At 49.3% G+C, this 20948-nt stretch carries 21 protein-coding genes; 10 read left to right on the forward strand and 11 right to left on the reverse strand.

What is annotated here, in order from left to right:
• Positions 1-39: 39 nt before the first annotated feature.
• Together mscM and ACFQ1C_RS11825 are read left to right on the forward strand one after the other, a co-directional pair.
• Positions 40-3384, forward strand: coding sequence for a miniconductance mechanosensitive channel MscM (mscM, locus tag ACFQ1C_RS11820; RefSeq protein ID WP_379558818.1), 3345 nt, complete (start codon positions 40-42; stop codon positions 3382-3384).
• A gap of 68 nt (positions 3385-3452) precedes the next feature.
• A complete protein-coding gene (locus tag ACFQ1C_RS11825) occupies positions 3453-3953 on the forward strand; it encodes a DUF4136 domain-containing protein (protein ID WP_379558819.1) in 501 nt (166 codons plus the stop codon).
• A 4-nt stretch (positions 3954-3957) separates the two neighbouring features.
• Here ACFQ1C_RS11825 and epmA read toward each other — a convergent pair whose 3' ends face one another.
• Both epmA and ACFQ1C_RS11835 read right to left on the reverse strand, forming a co-directional pair.
• Positions 3958-4932 (reverse strand): elongation factor P--(R)-beta-lysine ligase, encoded by a 975-nt coding sequence (gene epmA / locus ACFQ1C_RS11830; RefSeq protein ID WP_379558820.1) that lies wholly within the window; start codon positions 4930-4932, stop codon positions 3958-3960.
• Positions 4933-5125: 193 nt separating this feature from the next.
• Positions 5126-5524 (reverse strand): VOC family protein, encoded by a 399-nt coding sequence (locus tag ACFQ1C_RS11835; protein ID WP_379558821.1) that lies wholly within the window; start codon positions 5522-5524, stop codon positions 5126-5128.
• A gap of 254 nt (positions 5525-5778) precedes the next feature.
• Between ACFQ1C_RS11835 and ACFQ1C_RS11840 the strand changes: the two genes are divergently transcribed.
• Entirely contained in the window at positions 5779-6822 is a 1044-nt protein-coding gene (locus ACFQ1C_RS11840) for a GMP reductase (RefSeq protein ID WP_379558822.1), read from the forward strand.
• 148 nt (positions 6823-6970) lie between these two features.
• On the opposite strand, the gene efp is transcribed toward ACFQ1C_RS11840, so the two are convergent.
• Entirely contained in the window at positions 6971-7537 is a 567-nt protein-coding gene (efp, locus tag ACFQ1C_RS11845) for an elongation factor P (RefSeq protein WP_379558823.1), read from the reverse strand.
• A gap of 33 nt (positions 7538-7570) precedes the next feature.
• On the opposite strand from efp, the gene epmB reads away from it, so the two are divergent.
• Both epmB and ACFQ1C_RS11855 read left to right on the forward strand, forming a co-directional pair.
• On the forward strand, positions 7571-8599 hold the full coding sequence (gene epmB, locus ACFQ1C_RS11850; RefSeq protein WP_379558824.1) for an EF-P beta-lysylation protein EpmB: 1029 nt from the start codon (positions 7571-7573) through the stop codon (positions 8597-8599).
• Between the two features lie 31 nt (positions 8600-8630).
• The gene (locus ACFQ1C_RS11855; protein ID WP_379558825.1) at positions 8631-8945 is read left to right on the forward strand and encodes a hypothetical protein; all 315 of its coding nucleotides are present in this window, start codon (positions 8631-8633) and stop codon (positions 8943-8945) included.
• Between the two features lie 57 nt (positions 8946-9002).
• Here the strand turns inward: ACFQ1C_RS11855 and ACFQ1C_RS11860 are convergent, their stop codons facing one another.
• The 4 genes from ACFQ1C_RS11860 to ACFQ1C_RS11875 all read right to left on the reverse strand — a co-directional run bounded on the left by ACFQ1C_RS11860 (position 9003) and on the right by ACFQ1C_RS11875 (position 13595).
• Positions 9003-10949, reverse strand: a complete 1947-nt coding sequence (locus ACFQ1C_RS11860) for an EAL domain-containing protein (protein WP_379558826.1) — start codon at positions 10947-10949, stop codon at positions 9003-9005.
• Positions 10946-11446, reverse strand: coding sequence for a molybdopterin-binding protein (locus tag ACFQ1C_RS11865; RefSeq protein ID WP_379558827.1), 501 nt, complete (start codon positions 11444-11446; stop codon positions 10946-10948). Before ACFQ1C_RS11865 ends, ACFQ1C_RS11860 begins: the two co-directional genes overlap by 4 nt.
• Before the next feature lie 176 nt (positions 11447-11622).
• Positions 11623-13260 carry a chaperonin GroEL gene (gene groL, locus ACFQ1C_RS11870; RefSeq protein WP_379558828.1) on the reverse strand — a complete coding sequence of 546 codons (1638 nt, stop codon included), beginning with the start codon at positions 13258-13260 and terminating at the stop codon, positions 11623-11625.
• Between the two features lie 44 nt (positions 13261-13304).
• Positions 13305-13595, reverse strand: coding sequence for a co-chaperone GroES (locus tag ACFQ1C_RS11875; protein ID WP_379558829.1), 291 nt, complete (start codon positions 13593-13595; stop codon positions 13305-13307).
• A gap of 194 nt (positions 13596-13789) precedes the next feature.
• Here ACFQ1C_RS11875 and ACFQ1C_RS11880 point away from each other — a divergent pair, with 194 nt between their 5' ends.
• A complete protein-coding gene (locus ACFQ1C_RS11880) occupies positions 13790-15142 on the forward strand; it encodes an MATE family efflux transporter (protein ID WP_379558830.1) in 1353 nt (450 codons plus the stop codon).
• 144 nt (positions 15143-15286) lie between these two features.
• Here the strand turns inward: ACFQ1C_RS11880 and ACFQ1C_RS11885 are convergent, their stop codons facing one another.
• Positions 15287-15760, reverse strand: a complete 474-nt coding sequence (locus ACFQ1C_RS11885; protein ID WP_379558831.1) for an FxsA family protein — start codon at positions 15758-15760, stop codon at positions 15287-15289.
• 256 nt (positions 15761-16016) lie between these two features.
• On the opposite strand from ACFQ1C_RS11885, the gene ACFQ1C_RS11890 reads away from it, so the two are divergent.
• Complete coding sequence (locus ACFQ1C_RS11890) at positions 16017-16436, forward strand: protein-disulfide reductase DsbD domain-containing protein (protein WP_379558832.1); 420 nt, start codon at positions 16017-16019, stop codon at positions 16434-16436.
• A 232-nt stretch (positions 16437-16668) separates the two neighbouring features.
• Here ACFQ1C_RS11890 and ACFQ1C_RS11895 read toward each other — a convergent pair whose 3' ends face one another.
• Positions 16669-17379: an SIMPL domain-containing protein gene (locus ACFQ1C_RS11895; RefSeq protein ID WP_379558833.1), complete on the reverse strand. Its 711-nt coding sequence runs from the start codon at positions 17377-17379 to the stop codon at positions 16669-16671.
• 56 nt (positions 17380-17435) lie between these two features.
• On the opposite strand from ACFQ1C_RS11895, the gene ACFQ1C_RS11900 reads away from it, so the two are divergent.
• Entirely contained in the window at positions 17436-17822 is a 387-nt protein-coding gene (locus tag ACFQ1C_RS11900) for a GIY-YIG nuclease family protein (protein ID WP_379558834.1), read from the forward strand.
• A 16-nt stretch (positions 17823-17838) separates the two neighbouring features.
• Here the strand turns inward: ACFQ1C_RS11900 and fkpA are convergent, their stop codons facing one another.
• Positions 17839-18660: an FKBP-type peptidyl-prolyl cis-trans isomerase gene (gene fkpA / locus ACFQ1C_RS11905; protein ID WP_379558835.1), complete on the reverse strand. Its 822-nt coding sequence runs from the start codon at positions 18658-18660 to the stop codon at positions 17839-17841.
• Between the two features lie 83 nt (positions 18661-18743).
• On the opposite strand from fkpA, the gene ACFQ1C_RS11910 reads away from it, so the two are divergent.
• Positions 18744-19766: a WD40 repeat domain-containing protein gene (locus tag ACFQ1C_RS11910; protein ID WP_379558836.1), complete on the forward strand. Its 1023-nt coding sequence runs from the start codon at positions 18744-18746 to the stop codon at positions 19764-19766.
• Entirely contained in the window at positions 19766-19981 is a 216-nt protein-coding gene (locus ACFQ1C_RS11915) for a SlyX family protein (RefSeq protein ID WP_379558837.1), read from the forward strand. The genes ACFQ1C_RS11910 and ACFQ1C_RS11915 overlap by 1 nt, the downstream gene beginning before the upstream one ends.
• A gap of 116 nt (positions 19982-20097) precedes the next feature.
• Here ACFQ1C_RS11915 and ACFQ1C_RS11920 read toward each other — a convergent pair whose 3' ends face one another.
• Positions 20098-20622: an FKBP-type peptidyl-prolyl cis-trans isomerase gene (locus tag ACFQ1C_RS11920; protein WP_379558838.1), complete on the reverse strand. Its 525-nt coding sequence runs from the start codon at positions 20620-20622 to the stop codon at positions 20098-20100.
• Positions 20623-20948 lie beyond the last annotated feature (326 nt).

Here is a 20948-nt window from a genome sequence, read left to right on the forward strand (position 1 = left end):
CAGCCGCGGTCTGATATTTCTTTTTGTTGAGAGCCCGCCGTGTTTGCGCCCATCCTGTTGTTACTCGCCTTATTACTCCCCGCTCCGCTATTGGCGGATCAAAGTGTTGCCGATATTGAAGCGCTGTTAGCCGAGGTTCCCGAAGGCGACCAACCCGAGCTAAAAAGGCTACGCGAAGACTATAAGCAGGCATTACAGCTGGTGCGTGAAGGCGAACGCTATAAAGAACAGGCAGCAGGCTTCAAGACGTTTATGGATGACTATCCGTCCGAGTTGAAAAAACTCGAGCAACGGCAAGCCAATATCAAACCGACTAACCTGGATTATATCGCCGAGCTGGATGAAGAAACGGCCCAGCAAGCATTAGTAGAGGCTCAGGCCCAGCGTCTCGGGCTCAGGCGACAGCGAGAAGAGCTGACCAACGCCCTTAACCTGCAAGAATTAAGTAACAGTGGCTTGCATGATTTACTGGACGATCTGCGCCAGCAGCTACGTGATACCCAGCAATCTCTGGATAAACTTCAGTTCAGCGATACCCGGGGGCGACAGGAAAAAGCCGTTCGCACCCAGATCATCGCGCGCGAACAAAACCTGCAGCACCGTATCCAGGCTCTGGAGCTGGAGCAGCTGTCTTCCAGCAACAAAGACAGCATCAATCGATTGAAGCTCGATATTTTACATCGTCAGCTGCAAAACATAGACATAGTGATAGAAGCGTTACAGCAACGGCAAAATGAGTTGCGACGCGCCACCACCGAAGCCGCGATTGCCGAAAGCGACCGCTTGCTCGATGAAGTGGAAACCGACTCGAAACTGCTGGTTGAGCAGCAAACCATCAACCAACGCCTGTCGGCCTCGTTAAGTGAAAAAAGTCGAGAAGTAGAAGCGCTACAGTTAGAGTACCAAACCGTAGAGCGTGCCGCTTCTGAGCTCGCCGACATGAAAGTGAATCTTAAAGAACAATTGGAGTGGTTACAGGTGAGTCGCGGCTTTGGCGAAAACCTGCGTCACCGTCTCAGTGAACTCCCCCAACCCTATTCCCTGCCACAGCTTGAGGCGCGCATCGTTCAAAGCCGAGTCGACAAATACGGTTATCAGGAGTCACTGGATAGCCTCAGAAACAATAACTATCGCACCGAGCTATTACTCAGCGACAAAGCCCAAGGCATTACGGACATGCAGCGCCTGCAGATTGACGAATTGCTGGCCACCCAACAGCGGCTGCTGGAACGGCTGATCAGCGCCATCGACAATCAGATCCATGAACAAACACGCCTGAAGGTCGCATACAGTCGTCAGAACAGTCAGCTGCACGAAATTCGCGACCTGACCGACGACCGCCTGTTCTGGCTGCCGGATCTCAGGCCCATCGGCAGCCAGTTTCCTGGCGCCTTGATGGAGACAGCAGGTTGGCTATTAACCCTGTCGACCTGGACCGCATTGCCACAGACCTTGCTGCAACAAAGTGTTGCCAGCCTGACCTTATATGGTTTCAGCTCACTGCTCGTTATTTATCTCTGGTTCATGAGTCGTCGCAGCCTGCTAGCCTATCTGGAGAAAATCAGCACTCGTATTGGTAACGTGACTCAAGACAGATACGACTACACCTTTAATACCCTGCTGCTCAGCCTGTTAACGGCTATGCCTCTACCGGCATTGTTGTCCTTGCTCAGCAGTGCCATCGACTCCCCCTGGGCACCGCCCGTAGTGCAGGCGTTGGCTCACGGCCTTAGTCAATTGATGCTGCCGGTGTTCATTTTATTGTTTGCCGGCAACCTGATGATGAGCAAGGGCCTGCTGATAATGCACTTTAATCTGCCCCATGACAGAGTGCGGCGCATTTGGCGTCAATTTCAAAGTCTGATGCTGACGCTGTTGCCCACCTTGCTGGTGCTTTATCTGGCTCGCGATTATCGGGAATTTTCCTTGTACGACACCTTGGGGCGCTTGAGCTTTATTATCGTCTGCCTGCTAACCAGTCTGTTTTCCTGGCGCATGTTCCGAGAAGACATGCCACTGCTGGTCTCCCCTCCCCGCCAAGAGCATTTAACCATAGTTAACCATTTTTTATGGGGAGTGCTGATCATAGCTCCGCTGCTGGCGTTGGTGGGCGCCTTGATGGGGTACCTGTATACGGCACACACGCTATTGCGCCAGCTGGAAGTCTCGGTATTGGTGGGCATGGGCTTCTTGATGTTTTATTACCTGGTACGCCGCTGGATGCTGATCCAACGTAGACGGTTGGCCTTTGATCGGGCCAAAAGCAAGCGGGCCGAAATTCTAGCCCAGCGCAAAGAAAAAGGTGACCCTACCGAAACCCCGGCTAGTCCGGAAGCAGAAGCGGCTGCCGTGGCCGAAGTAGATCTGGATATCATTAGTGCCCAGTCGTTGGGGCTACTGCGCTCGGCGCTCATGCTCGGTTATCTGCTTAGCCTGATGCTGTTATGGTCGGAAATTAATACCGCCTTCAGCTTTCTCGACAGCATAGAGGTATGGCAGGTATCCAGCTCGCTGGCCGGTGAAGACGCCCTGCTTCCTATTTCGCTCAAGGATCTGGTGATTGCCCTGTTCGTCGTCGTGCTCACCTGGATCACCGCCCGCAACCTGCCAGGCCTGATGGAGCTGAGCGTATTACAGCATCTGGACTTATCACCGGGCACCGGCTTTGCCATTACCACCATCTCTAAATATATAGTGCTGGTCATTGGCGCCTTTACCACCTTTGCCATGCTGGGTATCGATTGGTCGAAAACCCAGTGGCTGGTGGCGGCACTGTCGGTGGGGTTAGGCTTTGGTTTACAGGAAATTTTTGCCAACTTTGTATCTGGTCTCATTATCTTGTTTGAAAAACCAATTCGCATTGGCGATACCGTCACCATTCGCGAGCTGACGGGCACCATCTCTAAAATAAAAACCCGTGCTACAACCATAGTAGACTGGGACCGGCGGGAAATTATCGTCCCCAACAAAGCCTTTATTACCGAGCAGTTCGTTAACTGGTCATTGTCCGACGCCATTACCCGTATCCGACTCTTGGTGCGGGTGCGCCTCGATGCAGATACCGACTTGGTACAGCGCATTACGTACGAGGCCATTAACGAATGCAGCCGGGTTCTCGACACCCCGGTACCCGAAGTATTTCTGGTCGAGCTGACTGACTCGGCACTGGTTTACGAAGTCCGGGTATACGTAGAAGATATGAGTTATCGCATGCCCATGACCCACGAGCTGCATAACCTGCTGTTGACTCGTCTACGCCAGTACGACATCAAAATCCCCCATCAACAGGTCGATATTCGTCTATTGGGCGAGCAGCCGATGGCAACCATATTGAAAGCTAGTAATCTCAACAAGGCAAGTGACATAGACAACACAAGCGACTAGGGTCTGTTGCCCTTGCTTTTTAACGTCGGCTGGTAATAAATATAAAGACCATCCAGCCGGAGTTAAACATGCAAATTCTACGTCTGTTGACTATCGCACTACTGCTTAGCGGTTGTACTCCCGCTTACGACTATGCAGAGGATGTTGATTTTACTCGCTTTAACAGCGCATCTTTGGCGCCAGACAGTGACCTCGACTCGCTGGATGGCGCGCGCATTGCCGCCGCCGCTCGCACACTACTGCCCACAAGAGGGCTTGAAATAACCTCCTCCGAGCAGGCATCCCTGTGGTTACACTACCAGTTAAAACCAGAAACTAAGCTGCTGACCACCATGCCGCGCATGTTGTCTCGCCATGGTGAGTTCTGGGATGATGAAGAAAGAGTGTACGGTGCCGTGCGCCAACTTAAGCTGGTGCTATGGCTGGCAGTGCCCGCAAGCGAGCGCGTTATCTGGCGCAGCAAACACAACTCAGCTTTCCCTGGTGAGAAGCTCAGTGGTGGCGAGCGTAGTCGGCGTATTAAACAGCAAGTGACCGAGCTGCTATCAACCTATCCGCCTAGTAAATAACACATCAGGCTCGAGTAACGGGAAAGGCAATCACCTGCTCAAGTCGCTCAGCACCCACTGCCAGCATCACCAAGCGATCGATGCCCAATGCTACACCGGCACAATCGGGCAAACCGCAAGTCAAGGCGGCCAGCAAATACTCATCTATAGGCCGAGTCACTAAACCTCTGGCCGCACGCTCTTGGTTGTCACGCTCGAATCGACGACGCTGCTCGCTAGCATCACTTAACTCATTAAAACCATTGGCCAACTCAATGCCCTTAAAGTACACCTCAAATCGCTCGGCGACTCGGGTATCAGCCGGACTAATGCGTGCCAGCGCTGCTTGACTGGCAGGAAAGTCATATACAAAACAAGGTGTAGTCTGGCCAATTTTTGGCTCGACTCCCAATGCAAACAACAGCTGCAAAATGGTATCGCGGTCTGTTTCTCGCGCCAGTAAATCATCGGCACCCAGACCAAGTCCTGCTTGGCGCAATGTATTCAATGACGCCGTTAACGGGCATACACTTAAGATGTCATTAAATACCTGCTGATAAGTAGTGCGGGTAGGTTGGTCGGTATGCAGTACTAGCTGCAGTAAGTCTGCCATTTCATCCATTAATTGATGATGATCAAATCCCGGGCGATACCACTCCAGCATGGTAAATTCAGGATTATGTAAGCGACCTGACTCTTCGTTACGATACGCCTTGGCGATCTGATAAATAGCCCCATAACCTGCCGCAAGCATGCGTTTCATGTGAAATTCGGGTGAGGTTTGCAAATATAGTTCGAGGCCATTAGCCATGCCAGGGCCCACAAAGTGGGTGCGAAAGTTCTCTAGGTGTACATCGGTAACACCGGCGCTGGCCATGGTGGGCGTATCGACTTCCAGCACCTGACGCTCGGCAAAAAAGCCACGAATAAGCGCCAATAACTGGGCGCGCTTTTGTAATTGCGCAAGAGAAGCCGTGGGTAGCCAGGCGATTGAGGTCATGAATATCATCCCAAAATAAAGGGAATGTTACCCTTAACCAACCGGTTAGGCAGCCTTTTAATAAGGGGAGTATAGCGCCGAGCTAATTCAACACTCGGCTCACATTCATGGCTCTGCGTGGATGCATACATTGACCGCTCTGCGGTCGGTGTTATCTCTTACTGACAGCGTAAAGCTGAGCACGGCTGAAAGGTTACCCTTTCAGCTCAACTTGGTTACCTTCTGGATCGTAAAGGTACAACGATAATCCTTCGCCTTGTGCACCGTAGCGTGTCACCGGTTTCTCACAGATTACTCCATTTTTTTTCAAATAGGCTCTTATCTCATCGGGCTGAAAAGGGATAATTTGCAGACAAAAGTGATCAAGATTAGCCTTACATTGCTCCGCCGGCTCTCCATCGCCCCCCAGTGGACCTCTAATATCCACCAAGTCGATCAATTGCGCCCCCGCGCGTAATTGATACAAACCAATGTCCGTTTTTTCTCTCTCTAAGACACAACCTAGTACCCGACAGTAAAAAGCTAGCATCCGCTCCGGGTTTCGCACCCTTAGCACCAAATGATCTAGCCCTACTATTTTGAATAGCGACATAGACAACACCTCATTCCCTCACCAAGCTTGCTAACAGCATGACTGAACATTGTACAAAATAACAGCAACAAGCACTGTTTATGTGAGAGTTCCAACGACAAAAGCGCATTGATAAACTAGCTTGAACAAATTATTTCCTGATTATTAGGTCAAGATAGTTGCAAATACATTTCAGAAACCTAGAATGCTGAAAACCGAGGGCCTAAGAAACCCTCGGTTTTTTTGTGCCTGTCACTTACTGAGGTTATACCGCAATGCGTATCGAAGAAGACTTGAAACTGGGCTTTAGCGATGTACTGTTTCGCCCTAAGCGCTCCACCCTTAATAGTCGGTCTCAAGTAGAGCTGAACCGCGAATTTGTGTTTAAGCACTCAGGTCGTCGCTGGTCTGGCGTGCCAATTATTGCGGCCAACATGGATACAGTAGCAACCTTCGCCATGACCCAAGCTCTAGCTCAGCATCAGATCCTGACTGCAGTGCACAAGCATTACTCTGTGGACGAGTGGCAGGCCTTTGTCGCAGCCCAAAGCAGTGAAGTGCTAAAGCACGTTATTGTATCCAGCGGCATCTCTGACAAAGAGTTTGAAAAATTACAGCAGATTTTAGCGCTGTCGGATGAGTTGACCTTTATCTGCATCGACGTGGCTAACGGCTATAGCGAGCACTTTAGCTCTTTTGTTAGCAAAGTCCGTAAACAGTGGCCGACTCACACCATTATTGCGGGCAACGTAGTGACCGGTGAAATGGTAGAAGAGCTGATTTTATCCGGCGCCGATATCGTTAAAGTAGGCATTGGCCCAGGCTCAGTTTGCACCACCCGTGTTAAAACCGGTGTGGGTTACCCGCAGCTATCGGCCATTATCGAATGTGCCGACGCGGCGCACGGCTTAGGCGGTCAAATTATTGGTGACGGTGGCTGTACCTGTCCTGGTGACGTTTCTAAAGCCTTTGGTGGTGGTGCTGACTTTGTGATGTTGGGCGGTATGCTAGCTGCACACGAAGAATGCGGTGGCGAGCTAGTTGAGCGCGACGGTAAAACTTACATGAACTTTTATGGCATGAGTTCATCTAGCGCCATGGACAAGCACTCAGGTGGCGTTGCTAAGTACCGTGCAGCCGAAGGAAAAACCGTTGCATTAGCTTATCGTGGCCCGGTAGAAGGAACGATTCAAGATATCTTGGGTGGCGTACGTTCAACCTGCACTTATGTGGGTGCAGCTCGTTTGAAAGAGCTAACGAAGCGCACTACCTTTATTCGCGTACGTGAGCAGGAAAACGTTGTATACGGTAAAGAATAAACAAAGCTGTCAGCGGTAAGCTGTCAGCCATCAGATAACAACAACCGATGACAAGCTTTGTCTTGGCTGATCGCTTAAAGCTGACGGCTTAACGCTTTGCCAATAAAAAACGGCGCCCTTGGGCGCCGTTTTTTTATTGGGCTAGTACTTATTTTACGCGTGATACATATTCGCCAGAGCGAGTGTCTACTTTCAACACTTCGCCAATTTGAATAAACAGCGGCACTCGAACAACGGCACCGGTGGCTAGCGTAGCGGGTTTACCACCTGTGCCGGCGGTGTCACCTTTTAGACCAGGATCGGTTTCAACCACTTCTAACTCTACGAAGTTAGCGGCGGTGACCGAAATGGTGGCACCATTCCATAGGGTTAAGGTGCAAATATCTTGCTCTTTTAACCACAGCTTGGTGTCACCTACCGCTTTATCGTCGGCGGCAAGCTGCTCAAAGGTCTCGTTGTCCATAAAATGGTAGAATTCACCATCGTTATACAGATAGGCCATTTCCATATCGACCACGTCGGCCGCATCAAAGGATTCACCCGATTTAAAGGTTTTTTCCAACTGTTTACCATTAAGCAGGCGACGCAGTTTCACGCGGTTAAACGCTTGACCTTTACCTGGCTTAACAAATTCGTTTTCAAGAATAACGCAAGGCTCGCCGTCCAACATAATTTTTAGGCCAGAGCGGAAATCATTGGTACTATAAGAGGCCATATAACCCTCGTGAGTTTGACAGAGTTGCAGAAAATGCCGGCAATCATACCCCTAAAACAAGGGAATTTACATATTAACTGGCAAAAAGAGCTTGCCCAAGCCTTTACCACTCCAGAGCAACTGCTGCACTACCTACAGCTTGATGCAGCGCCTTGGCAGTCTGGCTTTAAAGCGCGCCGGCTCTTCCCTATGCGAGTGCCACGGCCTTTTGCCGCTAAAATGCGCAAAGGGGACGCCAACGATCCGCTGCTACGCCAAGTGTTACCTTTAGTGGCGGAGTTTGACGAGGTGCCCGGTTTTGTAACCGATCCACTTGAAGAACACCACAGCGCCCTGCCCGGTTTACTACATAAGTATCGCTCTCGGGTACTGTTAGTGGTGCGCGGCGGGTGTGCGGTGAATTGCCGTTATTGTTTTCGGCGTCATTTTCCCTATGCAGATAACAGCCCCAATCAAGCAGGCTGGCAAGCCGCACTTAACTACATTAGCGAGCATCCCGAGATCAACGAAGTAATTCTCTCTGGTGGTGATCCCTTAATGGCAAAAGATGCGCAGCTGGCCACGTTGCTGGACGGCCTAGAGGCGATTAAACACCTAAAGCGAGTACGCATTCACACGCGCTTACCGGTGGTGATTCCTGCGCGGCTCACCGATGAGTTACGCCAACGCCTGAGTACGAGTCGCTTGCAAGCAGTTATGGTATTACACATTAATCATGCTAATGAAATTGACGATAACTTAAGCCAACGGCTTAGCAGCTGGCGTACCGCGGGCATCACCTTACTTAATCAAAGTGTGTTGCTAGCTGGCGTTAATGACAGCACCAGTGCCTTGTGTGAGCTGTCGGAACGCTTATTTTCAGCCGGTATTCTACCCTACTACTTACACCAACTAGACAAAGTAGCCGGTGCCGCACATTTTGCGGTGGATGACCTTACAGCAACTGCGCTAATGGCCGACATGCTCACACAGCTACCCGGATTTTTAGTCCCGAAGCTGGTGCGTGAAATTGGCGGTGAACACCATAAAACTCCCATCGATCTTGGCCTAGCGCCACGTTAAATGCTTTCTCTTGAATGAAAAGGTCAAACTGATGAATGATTCTGTTACCAATAAATTAAACGACACTTTAAAAGAGCTGTACCATCAGGCGATTGATGCCGATAAAAAACTGGCCGAGCTACGCACTAAAGGTCAGGCCAAGTTTAGTGCCGTGTTACGCGAAGACAGCCAGTTTATTACCCATGCCGATCACTTTATGCCCTACGTGGCCGAACTGGCAGAAGAGTTAGAAATCTTGCTCACCGCCGCCGAGGAAGAATACCAAGACTTGCTATCCCGCATGATACAAAAAATTCAGCTGCTCGCAGAAACCCTTAGCCAGTTTATGCGCCTGCCTGCGATGTAACATGCGAAGCGTGAGAAGTAGCACCGAGTGGCTCAACTTGAACGTACATCTCACGCTTTACTCCTCACTGCTACTGCTGACCGCTTTTTTTAGCCATGTTTCTACTTCTGTTATCAACAAGGGTTCACTTATGGTGTCACCTTGCACTAACAGTGTACTGGCTAGTTCTTCCAACACCACCAGCTCGGTAGGGTGGTCAACCCCGGTGCAAATTACAGGATAATTAAGTACGTCAGCGATAGAAAACAGCGTCTCCAGCTGACTACGAGGTCCTCCCTCATACTCAATACCACTGCAAAAAGTAGCATCAAGCTGCAGCCAGTTAATGGGCAGTTGAGATAAATAACCCAAGGCAGAACTGCCACTACCAAACTCGGTTAATATGATACGCATGCCGCTAGCACGTACCCCCTGCATAATACGCACAGCTTGGCGCGGGTCTTTCATAGCCACGCTTTCGTTAACTTCGAGCACCAAGCTATGGGGGGAAATTTCGTGCTGCGCTAATATTGTCAGTAGTGATTGTTCCATGCCTAGCCTAAAAATAGCGGCGGGTATTTTTAAACTAACAAATAACGACATCGTGCTATAGCGTTGCCAAGTGACTAGCTGGGTACAGATAGACTGCAACGCCCAGAAGGTAAGCTGTTCCGAGCGTTGGTATTGCTCAGTAACTCTCAATAATTCGGTAGCCGATATATTCCCAAATGTAGGATGATGCCAGCTCATGAGTACCTGCAACCCGATACAGTGCTGGTTCGGCCATTCAACAATCGGCTGGAGTTGCAATGTTAAGGCATCACTGTCTAGTGCTGCGGGTAAATCTTTAGCTAACTGCTGGCGGCGGGACATTTCTTTTAATAAGGAAGGATCGAAAAAGACATAGGGTAATTGCTGTTGTTTACACAGATCTAGCGCTAACTCGCCTCTAGCAAGTAGATCCACTAGATTGTCTGCATCTGCCGGAAATAGTACCACCCCCATAATCGCTTCCATGTGAAAGTGATGACCGTTAATAACGGTTTTTTCTGCTAGAGCTTGACGAAAGCGTGACATTTGCGCCCGTACTTCTGCTAGCTCAACCACTCCCTTCGATAAGATCACCACGCCGTTTTGACTGGGCTGAGCGATAAACTCATTAGCTTGTAAAATCTGCTGCAGTCGCTGGCAGCACTCTTGCAATAGCCTATCGGCCACCTTAAAGCCAAAGCGGTGATGGTGCTCAGTAAAGTCCTTTAGCTCTAATACCATCACACTAAAAGGATCTTTTTGCTCAATCATCGGAATCATATATCGCTGCAAGGCAAAACGGTTAGGCAGACCCGTTAACGGATCTTGTAACTGTAACAGCCAGTAACGACGCAACTCACGGAATAACAGCAATAATAAAATGCTAAGCACAAAAAACAGCATGATTATCTGCCAATAAAGCTCCGCGCCTAGCTTGCGATAAGTCTGGTCATATTCAGCATAAAATCGTACGTTATCGTGCATGGTAGCGGTTACGGTACGAGACAAGGGCTCGAGATAAGGGCTGAGTTCGGTAAGAATAAACAGATAATCGGCGTTACCTGGCTGTAATGTTTGCACGTGCGGCTCTAAGGCGCGCACTCGGGTATGAATTTGGCGGATCAGTAGCCACAAATCCGGCTTGTCGCTCAAAGTTCGTTTAAATTTATCACTCAGCAGTATCGGTGTACGGCTCCATAAAATATCGTAACGCAGCATAAAGTCTTCTTGGCTAACGGCGTCTGAATGGCGTAAACGTACCGCATCTAAAAAGCGCCCTACCTCTAGCTGCAGCTGCATTAGTGACCAAGGGACCTCATAAGTACGATGTTCTAGCAAGCTGTTGTGCTGGCGAATGTTCATTAGAGTATGAGTGGCACTGCTACTTAGCCAAACGATGGTGGCGAGCAACAGACCCCCAATCAAAAACTTGAATGGGTGCATGCGGCCATATTGGCCACCTATGCGGGGATAGGAGGAAAATATACGTTTCATTCAGGCTCCGAATACACGTGAATTCCCCTCAATTGCCAGATCATAAAGTGTAAAAAGTCAGCCTGTTGCACCTTAGAAACCTGATCAAACGGCAGCATTAGCCATAAAGGACCTTTATTACGACGACTCATTATTCGTTTATTTTCTTGCCAGGCCAGAATGGGAGTGTATGAGGAAATTTGATCCCAGTTAACCGCAATGCTGAAATCGTTTAGTGCTTCTAACTGCAAGCTAAGTACCTTTTGCTCGCTAAACAAGGAATCAAATAAGGTATTCATGTCTACGCCACGATAGCGACGTCGTTCTGCAGACCAAGGGTGGGCGGTGGTAATGTCGGTCTGAGTGAGCGCCTGTAACTCGCTTAAAGTGAAGTCTAATTGGTTGTAGCTATGCCCATTAATCTTAATATCACCATACACGGTTAGCACTACCGACTCTTTGACTGCCAACACGTGCCACGATAGCAATGTCATGAGTATTCCACCTATCAGCTTCATAGTTAACTCCCTAAAACCGACAGACAATGGCTTTTATCTTGTTAATACAAGATAGCATCTTGACTAAACAATATAGCATTTAAGTCATTGACCTAACAAAAAAAACCGAGCCACTAGGGCTCGGTTTTTTGTGTGCTACTGCGGGTCTTAAACCCAGCAGAATGACGTAATCTAAATTACATCATGCCGCCCATTCCACCCATACCGCCCATATCAGGCATACTTGGGGCATCTTTCTGAGACTTATCAGTTACCATGGCTTCGGTAGTGATCATAAGACCCGCTACCGACGCTGCAAACTGCAGTGCAGAACGAGTTACCTTAGTTGGATCCAAGATACCCATTTCTAACATGTCACCGTAAGTGTCGTTGCCAGCATTGTAACCGTAGTTACCTTCGCCCGCTTTTACGTTTGATACCACAACCGAGGCTTCTTCACCGGCGTTGGTAACAATTTGGCGCAATGGCGACTCCATTGCACGCAGCGCAACTTTAATGCCCACGTTTTGGTCTTCGTTATCGCCAATAAGACCCGTCAGTTTGCTGGCAGCACGTACTAGAGCAACACCACCACCCGGTACCACGCCTTCTTCTACTGCGGCACGAGTAGCATGTAGCGCATCGTCTACGCGGGTTTTCTTTTCTTTCATTTCCATTTCGGTAGCAGCACCGACTTTGATTACTGCAACGCCGCCCGCCAATTTGGCTACGCGCTCTTGCAGTTTCTCTTTGTCGTAATCTGAAGATGAGTCTTCAATTTGCTGACGAATTTGTGCAACTCGCGCTTCAATGGCAAGTTCTTCACCCGCACCGTCGATGATGGTGGTGTTGTCTTTGCTGATGACCACACGCTTAGCACGACCCAAATCTTCCAAAGTGGCTTTTTCTAGATCAAGACCCACTTCTTCGGAAATAACAGTACCGCCAGTCAAGATAGCAATGTCTTGCAACATGGCTTTACGACGGTCACCAAAACCTGGTGCTTTAACGCCCGCAACTTTAACGATGCCGCGCATGTTATTCACAACCAAGGTAGCCAACGCTTCGCCTTCAATATCTTCGGCAACCAGCAGCAATGGCTTAGATTGCTTGGCCACGCCTTCTAATACTGGCAGTAGCTCACGAATATTAGAGACTTTTTTGTCAACCAGCAAAATGAAGGGGTCGTCTAACTCAACGGTGCCCGTTTCTTGCTTGTTGATGAAATAAGGAGATAAATAACCGCGGTCAAACTGCATGCCTTCTACAACATCCAGTTCGTCTTGTAGGCCTTGGCCTTCTTCTACGGTAATAACACCGTCAGTGCCTACTTTATCCATGGCTTCTGCAATCAGTGCACCAACGGTTTCATCGGCGTTTGCAGAAATAGTACCTACCTGAGCAATCGCTCTAGTGTCTTTACACGGTACAGATAAGGCTTCTAGCTCTTTAACGGCGTGGATCACGGCTTTATCGATACCGCGCTTTAGATCCATGGGGTTCATGCCAGCGGCAACGGCTTTTAGGCCTTCGTTAACAATCGACTGCGCTAATACGGTTGCAGTAGTGGTGCCGTCACCAGCTTCGTCGTTCGCCTTAGACGCCACTTCTTTAACCATTTGCGCGCCCATGTTCTCGAACTTATCTTCTAGCTCGATTTCTTTGGCCACAGATACACCATCTTTGGTGATCACGGGCGCACCAAATGACTTATCAAGTACCACGTTACGACCTTTAGGCCCCAGTGTTACTTTAACGGCGTCTGCCAGAATGTTTACGCCAGCCAGCATTTTTACGCGGGCGTCATTACCAAATTTTACGTCTTTAGCTGCCATTATTCATAGTTCCTTGCTAATAAATAAAGTGGATAAACAGATGATTATTCAACGATTGCCAGAATGTCATTTTCAGATAGGATCAGCACTTCTTGGCCGTCCAGTTTTTCGGTTTTTACGCCGTAGCCTTCATTGAAAATAACATTATCACCCACTTTTACAGACATGGCTTTTACTTCACCGCTATCTAGTACGCGGCCATTACCCACTGCCAGCACTTCACCACGGGTGGATTTTTCGGCAGCAGATCCGGTCAATACTATGCCTCCGGCAGATTTTGACTCGGCTTCAGTACGCTTGACAATAACGCGATCATGTAATGGACGTATTTTCATCGATAACTCTCCTGGTGAGTGTTGCTACCTAAGGGTATAAACGGCCGGTGGCCGCAAAATGTGTTCCTGCTACCTATATGGGAGCAGATTTTCCTGCTTCAAGTGGTTAGGCTGAAATTTTTTACTCAGCCCCCGTCCTTTTCCTCGGTATTTTGCCGCATAATGGCGCCGCGACTCACTGCTCGAGATCATTTTTGGTATCACAGAATTTACTGCTCACCGCCCCAATTGGCCGCCAACTGACTAAAATGGCCGGCCCTATGGCGCTGGGTATTCTCGCCATTCAAGCCTTTAATTTAGTGGATATATTCTTTATTGGCCTGCTGGGCACCGATGCGCTGGCCGCTATTAGCTTTACCTTCCCTGTAACCTTTGTGGTGATCTCGTTGGCCATGGGTCTGGGTGCTGGCTTGTCCGCATGCATGGGGCAAGCTCTGGGGGCTGGCAGTCAGCAGCGGGCAGCCTTGTTTACCAGCCACAGCCTACTGCTGGCTTTATTACTGGTTTGCCTGCTATCAGTGCTAGGAGTGCTGACCATCGCTCCCCTGTTTCGATTACTGGGGGCAACTGATGCGCTATTGGTGCTGCTGCACGACTATATGTTGATTTGGTATTTAACGGTGCCGTTATTAGTTCTCCCCATGGTGGGCAACTCTGCTATTCGAGCCACCGGCGACACCCGCACCCCCAGCATCGTGATGATGGTAGCCGGCTTGGTTAATGGCCTACTCGATCCCTTATTGATTTTTGGTCTTGGCCCTTTTCCAGAGCTCGGCATAAAGGGCGCAGCCATTGCCTCGGCATGCTCTTGGCTAATGGCGACCTGCGTTAGCATTGGGTTGCTGTGGCGCAGAGAAAAACTGTTACGCTGGCCTTTAATCCAGCTGGACTTATTATTCACTCATTGGCGCCAGCTACTACATGTGGCCATTCCTGCGGCATTTACCAATCTGCTTAACCCGTTAAGCACGGCGGTGTTAATGATGATTTTGGCGGGGCTGGGCACCGAGGTAGTAGCAGCCTATGGTGCAGCTTCGCGCATAGAGGCCTTAATGCTAATCGCCATGATGGCACTTAGTTCGGTACTGGCACCGTTCATTTCACAAAACACCGGTGCCGGTCTGCATCTGCGCAGCAGGCAGGCGCTATTACTGTCGATGCGGTTTGCCATTGGCTTTCAGTTGCTGATTTTTGCGCTATTGTGGCTAATCGCACCTTGGCTGGCTGATCGGTTTACCGATAACCCAGAGGTTAGCCAACATTTAACCTTTTACCTGCGGTTGCTGCCGTTAGGTTATGGGCTGCAAGGCTGCTTTATGTTGCTAGCGTCGGCATTAAATGGTCTGCGAGTATCTAGCATCTCTTTGATGTTAAATAGCATCCGTCTGTTTGGCTTACTGTTGCCTTTGGCGTGGCTGGGGAATTATTGGTACGGCGAAACTGGCGTATTCACCGGTCTTTTACTGGCCAACATTTTGGCCGGCATTATCGCTGCCACCTTCGCTTGGTGGCGCTTCCCTTGGAAGATTAAACAACCGACAAACTAACGCTGTAAGCCATAAACTTTCAGCTATCAGAAAGAGACCAACCCACAAGATACTGAAAAACATTCAGCAAGACGGAAAATGTCAGAAACTTGAGGTTAGGTCTTATCATTTAGCTGATCGCTTCCCGCTGGTGGCTTACTGCTGTTACTTGTCGTCTTTGCGCTCAAAGTCACCTTCAAAAGTAGTACCTTCTTCGTCACGTGATTTTCTTAAGTATTGCTCTAGGCGCTCTTGCTGCTCACGGCCATCGGTGCTGTGGTAGTCCGCATCAAAAGTATGCCCTCGATGAGCTTGTTGGCCTGTTTGAATATTTACTCGGCTAATAAAGTAGTCTACTAAAGCGCTACGCACTGGCGGTAACAGCAATAACACGCCGCCAATATCAGACACAAAGCCCGGTAGTACCAGCAATACGCCGCTAAGTGCTAGCATCATACCAGCCAGCATTTCACGCGCCGGCGGCTCGCCGATGTTGATTTTACGCTGAGCTTCCATCAACGTCTGAAAACCTTGAATGCGCACTAGGCTTAAGCCAACCACCGCCGTTAATATAATCAGCGCTATGGTGCTCCAGGCACCAATCGCCGAACCGACCTCGATAAAAACAAAAATTTCCATCAAGCTCGCTGCAATAAATAGTAAAAAAATCTTACCCACTAAAACCTCGTCTCGCGCCAATTAAGCACTTATTTTGGGTGGAATCATTAACATGGGGGCAAAGGCCGTATTTTTCAAATCTGCCTTAACGATGATTTTACCCCGCACCGGCGCTATAGTAGCAAACGTTTTGACGACTGATAGGTGATTTATGCGGCGCATCTCGACATTGATAACGGTTACGTTTTTATTAACACCCCTGCTTTTGGCAACCTCCTTGGTCACCCAGCCGGCTCAGGCTGGGATATTCGATTGGCTAGGAATAGGCGCGTCAGAAGAGCCGCAAGCCAACACTAACTTTTTGCCAGTAGAGCAGGCTTTTGTACTGACCAGCCGTCAAACGACTAACCAGCTACAGCTGCGCTTTGCCATTGAACCAGACTACTATTTATATCGGCACACTCTGGCAGTGTCCGCAAAAAATGCCCAACTTGGTGACTGGGTTTTGCCAGACGGCAGCCCCCATGAAGATGAATACTTTGGCAAGAGCCAAGTCTATTACCAGCCATTGATCCTGAATATTCCGCTAAAAGAAGTAGCGTCAGACGGCTCGGTTGAAATTCGCTACCAAGGCTGCACCACCGGCCTGTGTTACCCGCCCCAAACTATTAAAATACCGTTAAAGCGTGAAGGGTGAAAAAACATAGCGCCCGGCATATTGCACGAATGTAGTCGCGCACTTTAGCCGCGAAAACCTGCGTAGCTGGTTCTGATGCCCGAGTTTATCTCCGAGCCACGGTTTTTGTGCGAATAAATTCGCCCCTACACAAAACAAGTCCGGCGGCGCGCCAAACACACAGCACCAATATAGAGACCCTTGTTTTAAGTAAAAAGTAACTGGCCGGTTTTGTGCAACAAAACTAGCAACCTTAGTCCAGTAAGTACTCAACGCTGGTAACCACTCTTACCTTTTTGATTTCTGGGGTGTAAGTATCCAAGTCGGAGACCGAAAAATAGCCCTGCTGAGCCGAACGAATGCTCCCTACTTCGGCGTCGGCATCTTCGGCAAACTGAGCAGCAGCTTGGCGTGCATTAGCGGTGGCATCGGCAATCATCTGTGGCTTAATGTCATTAAGCTGAGTAAAAATATACTGTATTTTGTGCTCATAATTTTGCGTTAACAGTATGCCTTGGCTAACTAACTGTACCGATTCTGGCTGCGTTTTTTTAACCCGCACTACCTGCTGAGATCGCACCAACAACACCGCATCCGCCTTATAACGCAACGGCGGACGCTGCTCACCATATTGGTTCGCCCACAAGTCCTGCTCCACCGGGGCGGCAAAGCTTAGCTCTTGCGCTTTAAAACCAGCCTGCGTTAAAAAAGCACTGATCTTGTTTTTATCGGCATCTATTGCCTGATATAAATCGGCCAAACTGTCGGCAGAAACTGAAAAACTCACCGGCCATAACACCAAATCTGCATCCACTTCCCGCTCGGCCAGCCCTTTTACTGAAACGACCCTATCGGCCTGTTTCCAAAGCTGCACCGCATCTTTTAAATAACTACCACTCCAGATAAGACCTATTGCCAGAGTGACACCCAACACGAATGCGGGACCAAGATAATTTTTATTCATCCTTGTACCTCGTTATGATTGCCGACTAATTAAAACCGTTAACTCATAAGTCGCTTATGCCTGATATTAACCCCGAATGCACGCCACAGCCTATATCTCAGCTCATATCTCAACATCCGCCCCAAGCCATATCTAAAGAGTGGCATGTTTATTTATTGCGTTGCAATGATGGCAGCCTGTATACCGGTATTAGCGTAGATCCAGAGCGCCGCTGCATAGAGCATAATCAGCAAGCTTCTCGCGCCTCTCGTTATGTGTGGGCACGCCGGCCAGCACAATTAGTATGGCAACGAACGGTGGCGAATCAATCGTTAGCACTACAACTTGAATATCGCCTTAAACGCCTCACCAAAGCCCGCAAAGAACGGTTATTGCAAGAAGACAGCATCTGGCAAGCACTGCAAGCCGAAATAAAAACGGCGCCTTTAAGGCGCCGTAAATAGCTAAACTAAACTGTGATTATTCAGCGTTTGGCTTATCTTCTGCTGCGTTATCGTCGTCATTTTTAGCAGGTTCAGCCTTAGGCTCGTCTGCAGACTTAATCTCTAGCAGCTCAACTTCAAAGGTCAGTACCGCGTTGCCCGGAATAGTCCCGGCACCGGCTTCGCCGTAGCCAAGCTCTGAGGGGATCACAAACTTATATTTAGCGCCCACCGACATTAACTGTACGCCTTCGGTCCAACCAGGAATCACCTGATTCAGCGGGAAGCTAGCGGGCTCGCCGCGCTCAACCGAACTATCGAAGGTAGTGCCATCCACTAAAGTTCCGGTGTAATGTACGGTCACTACGTCTTCAGCATTTGGCTTGGCGCCTTCACCTTCGGTAAGAACTTCATACTGCAGGCCTGAGTCAGTAACGGTAACGCCATCGCGCTTAGCGTTCTCTTTCAGAAACTTATTGCTTTCTTCCAGGGTAGCTGCAGCTTGTTCTTTGGCTTGTGCTTCAATGAGTTCGTTGATGTGCTCATCGTACGCGGTGAGTGCCGTCTGAATTTCTTCATCACTCATTTGGCCTTTATCAGTAAAGCCATCTTGCACACCGCTCAGAATAATGTCGTTATTCAGATCGACACCCAGCTCTTGCTGCTTTTCAAGCGTAGAGCCAATGTAGCGCCCCATAGACAGACCAATTGCGTATGCAGACTTGTATTCAAAGCTCGCCAACTCAGGAGCGGCTTTCTCTGTTGCGGCGGCAGGCGTCGTCGCCTTGTCATCATTACAACCACTCAGACCCACTAGTACCGCAGAGGCCAGTAAACTGACTTGTAACAGTTTTTTCATTATTTGCTCCAGAACAGGGGAAAATTCCCATGGAAAATGAGATGCTTATAAATCCGGACCTATACTACCGTCTCAGGTTAGTGATGCGAAAGCCCAAACCAATAAAAATGCCAATCCATGCCTTAACAATGATGCTGTGCGTCACTTTTTTACTGATCTCGGGCTGCGATGGCGGTGATAAGCCAATAGACCAAAGCCGTTATGCCAAAGGTTCGGTGCTGGCGGCAAACACCAGTATTAACGGCCAATTCACCTTAGTAGCTACTGGGTCAAATTTGGTACAAGTGTGGCAAAAAGGCGTAGCCGAACCCATTTATCACTGGCGCCAAGGCGAGCCGAGCGACAGCATCTTGCTGCAGGCAATATCACCAGACAGCGATAATGCAGCGACCGCCACTGAAACAACCGTGGCAGTATGGTCTTTGCTCAACGGTAAGAATCAGGGCTTTTACCAACTCAAGCTGCCAGTGCGAGCGCTAGCATTAGCCGATAATGGCAGTCTGCTGCTCGGCTATCAGGATGGCAGCGTGGAGTTTGTCGACTTCGCTAGCGGGCGGCGGCTGATCTTTATGGGCCATCAACAAACGACCAACAATAATCGCATTAACTCCGTTGATTTGTCTGCCAACGGTCGTTATGCCCTAACCGCCAGCCAAGATGGCCATGTATTATTGTGGCAAACCACAGATGCCGCCATTGTTAGCCAATGGCGGCATGAAAATAGCATTACACTGGTGCGCTTGGGCCCAGAGGGAAAGTTGGCCTTTAGTGCTGACGCCCAAGGGCAAGGCGAACTACATCAGTTGCCGTCAGGCGAGTTGAGGTCTCGTTTGCAAGTGCCTTATCGCGGCCAAACTTTTGTAAGCGCTCGGCTCAACCCCGCTGATAATCAGCTACTTACGGGGAGCACCGCCCGCCGCTTAGAATTATGGCAATTAGACAATGGCCAACAGCTACAACACTGGCAAGTCGGCACTCACACCAAGCTGCGCCCCGCCAGTGCCATGGTATTCGACGTGGCCTTCATTAACCCACTGCACGTGTATAGCGTAAGCTCCTCCGGCCTAGGTGAAACCTGGAAATTAGACTCAAGAGAATCACATTAATGAATAACGATATCCTCGACCGACTGGAGCAGCTAGAAACTCGGTTGGTATTTCAAGACGACACCATAGAGCAGCTGAATCAAGAAATTACCACTCAAGGTAGTGAAATAGCCCGGCTAAAAGAGAAATTAACCGTCATGGTGAACAAACTAAAAGACATGCAACCCAGCGATATTGTCAGCCAAGCTGACGAACCCCCGCCGCCACATTATTGATGCGAAGAGCAGCGCCGAGCGCCCAGCAACGGATAAACATGCGCCCTGCAGCCCAAAAACGGGCAATAAAAAAGGCGCCGAGGCGCCTTTTTTAATTCACAGAGTTAGAGTTAAACTCAGTGCTGGTGTCCGCAGCAGCCGCCTTCATGGTCATGATCGTGCTCTTCGTCATGATCATGAGCGCCATGCACATGGCCGTGCGTAATCTCTTCTTCTGTCGCTTCACGCATCGCACGTACTACGCCTTTAAACGTCAGCGTCATGCCAGCTAACGGATGGTTGCCGTCAACTTTAACGAACTCTTCAGATACTTCAACGATAGTCACCGGGCGATGGCCGTCATCAGTTTCGGCTACAAAAGTGTCACCTTCAGAGACTTCCATGCCGTCGAACAGCTCGCCTGGCACCGACTGAACTAAGCTATCATCGCGCTCGCCGTAGGCCTGTTCAGGGCTAAGGGTCACATCGAAGTCTTCACCTACCACCTTGCCATCAAGCACAGCTTCTAAGCCGGAAACCAGATAACCGGTGCCGTGCAAGTACTCAAGCGGCTGCTTGTCTTCGGTGGTATCAAGAATGTCACCGTTAATGTTAGTAACAGTAAAATCTAGCGTTACAACGCTGTTTTCAGAAATGCTCATCGAATTAACCTATTCATGAATTTTGCGGGTTAGCATACAGGATGCCAAAGCGGGTTTAAATACGCCACTGCGAGGTGAAGAGTGAACAGGACGATATAAGCTAAACGCTCAAACCTACGGCCAGAGCTATTTTTGCCACGGAAGAACACGGAACGCACGGAAGTCGTTCACGTGCGACAAGTGATAAGTGATAAGTGATAAGTGATAAGTGATAAGTGATAAGTGATAAGTGATAAGTGATAAGTGATAAGAGTTTATTATGGAATGGCCCGACTAAAGTAGACACCAGTTTAAGCAGCATTAAGTTGCTGTGCATATGCGTTGGG

The organism is Oceanisphaera ostreae, from assembly GCF_042676125.1.
Lineage (GTDB): Bacteria > Pseudomonadota > Gammaproteobacteria > Enterobacterales > Aeromonadaceae > Oceanimonas > Oceanimonas ostreae.

Bases quoted from the DNA above. Each gene is read 5' to 3' on its own strand.
- ACFQ1C_RS11915 (WP_379558837.1), top strand. From the start codon at position 19,766: ATGAATAACGATATCCTCGACCGACTGGAGCAGCTAGAAACTCGGTTG.
- groL (WP_379558828.1), bottom strand. From the start codon at position 13,260: ATGGCAGCTAAAGACGTAAAATTTGGTAATGACGCCCGCGTAAAAATG.
- ACFQ1C_RS11865 (WP_379558827.1), bottom strand. From the start codon at position 11,446: ATGAAGCTGATAGGTGGAATACTCATGACATTGCTATCGTGGCACGTG.
- epmB (WP_379558824.1), top strand. From the start codon at position 7,571: ATGCCGGCAATCATACCCCTAAAACAAGGGAATTTACATATTAACTGG.
- ACFQ1C_RS11920 (WP_379558838.1), bottom strand. From the start codon at position 20,622: ATGAGCATTTCTGAAAACAGCGTTGTAACGCTAGATTTTACTGTTACT.
- ACFQ1C_RS11885 (WP_379558831.1), bottom strand. From the start codon at position 15,760: ATGGAAATTTTTGTTTTTATCGAGGTCGGTTCGGCGATTGGTGCCTGG.
- ACFQ1C_RS11860 (WP_379558826.1), bottom strand. From the start codon at position 10,949: ATGAAACGTATATTTTCCTCCTATCCCCGCATAGGTGGCCAATATGGC.
- ACFQ1C_RS11825 (WP_379558819.1), top strand. From the start codon at position 3,453: ATGCAAATTCTACGTCTGTTGACTATCGCACTACTGCTTAGCGGTTGT.
- ACFQ1C_RS11900 (WP_379558834.1), top strand. From the start codon at position 17,436: ATGCCTGATATTAACCCCGAATGCACGCCACAGCCTATATCTCAGCTC.
- ACFQ1C_RS11855 (WP_379558825.1), top strand. From the start codon at position 8,631: ATGAATGATTCTGTTACCAATAAATTAAACGACACTTTAAAAGAGCTG.
- fkpA (WP_379558835.1), bottom strand. From the start codon at position 18,660: ATGAAAAAACTGTTACAAGTCAGTTTACTGGCCTCTGCGGTACTAGTG.
- ACFQ1C_RS11840 (WP_379558822.1), top strand. From the start codon at position 5,779: ATGCGTATCGAAGAAGACTTGAAACTGGGCTTTAGCGATGTACTGTTT.
- efp (WP_379558823.1), bottom strand. From the start codon at position 7,537: ATGGCCTCTTATAGTACCAATGATTTCCGCTCTGGCCTAAAAATTATG.
- epmA (WP_379558820.1), bottom strand. From the start codon at position 4,932: ATGACCTCAATCGCCTGGCTACCCACGGCTTCTCTTGCGCAATTACAA.
- ACFQ1C_RS11875 (WP_379558829.1), bottom strand. From the start codon at position 13,595: ATGAAAATACGTCCATTACATGATCGCGTTATTGTCAAGCGTACTGAA.
- ACFQ1C_RS11895 (WP_379558833.1), bottom strand. From the start codon at position 17,379: ATGAATAAAAATTATCTTGGTCCCGCATTCGTGTTGGGTGTCACTCTG.
- ACFQ1C_RS11910 (WP_379558836.1), top strand. From the start codon at position 18,744: ATGCGAAAGCCCAAACCAATAAAAATGCCAATCCATGCCTTAACAATG.
- ACFQ1C_RS11835 (WP_379558821.1), bottom strand. From the start codon at position 5,524: ATGTCGCTATTCAAAATAGTAGGGCTAGATCATTTGGTGCTAAGGGTG.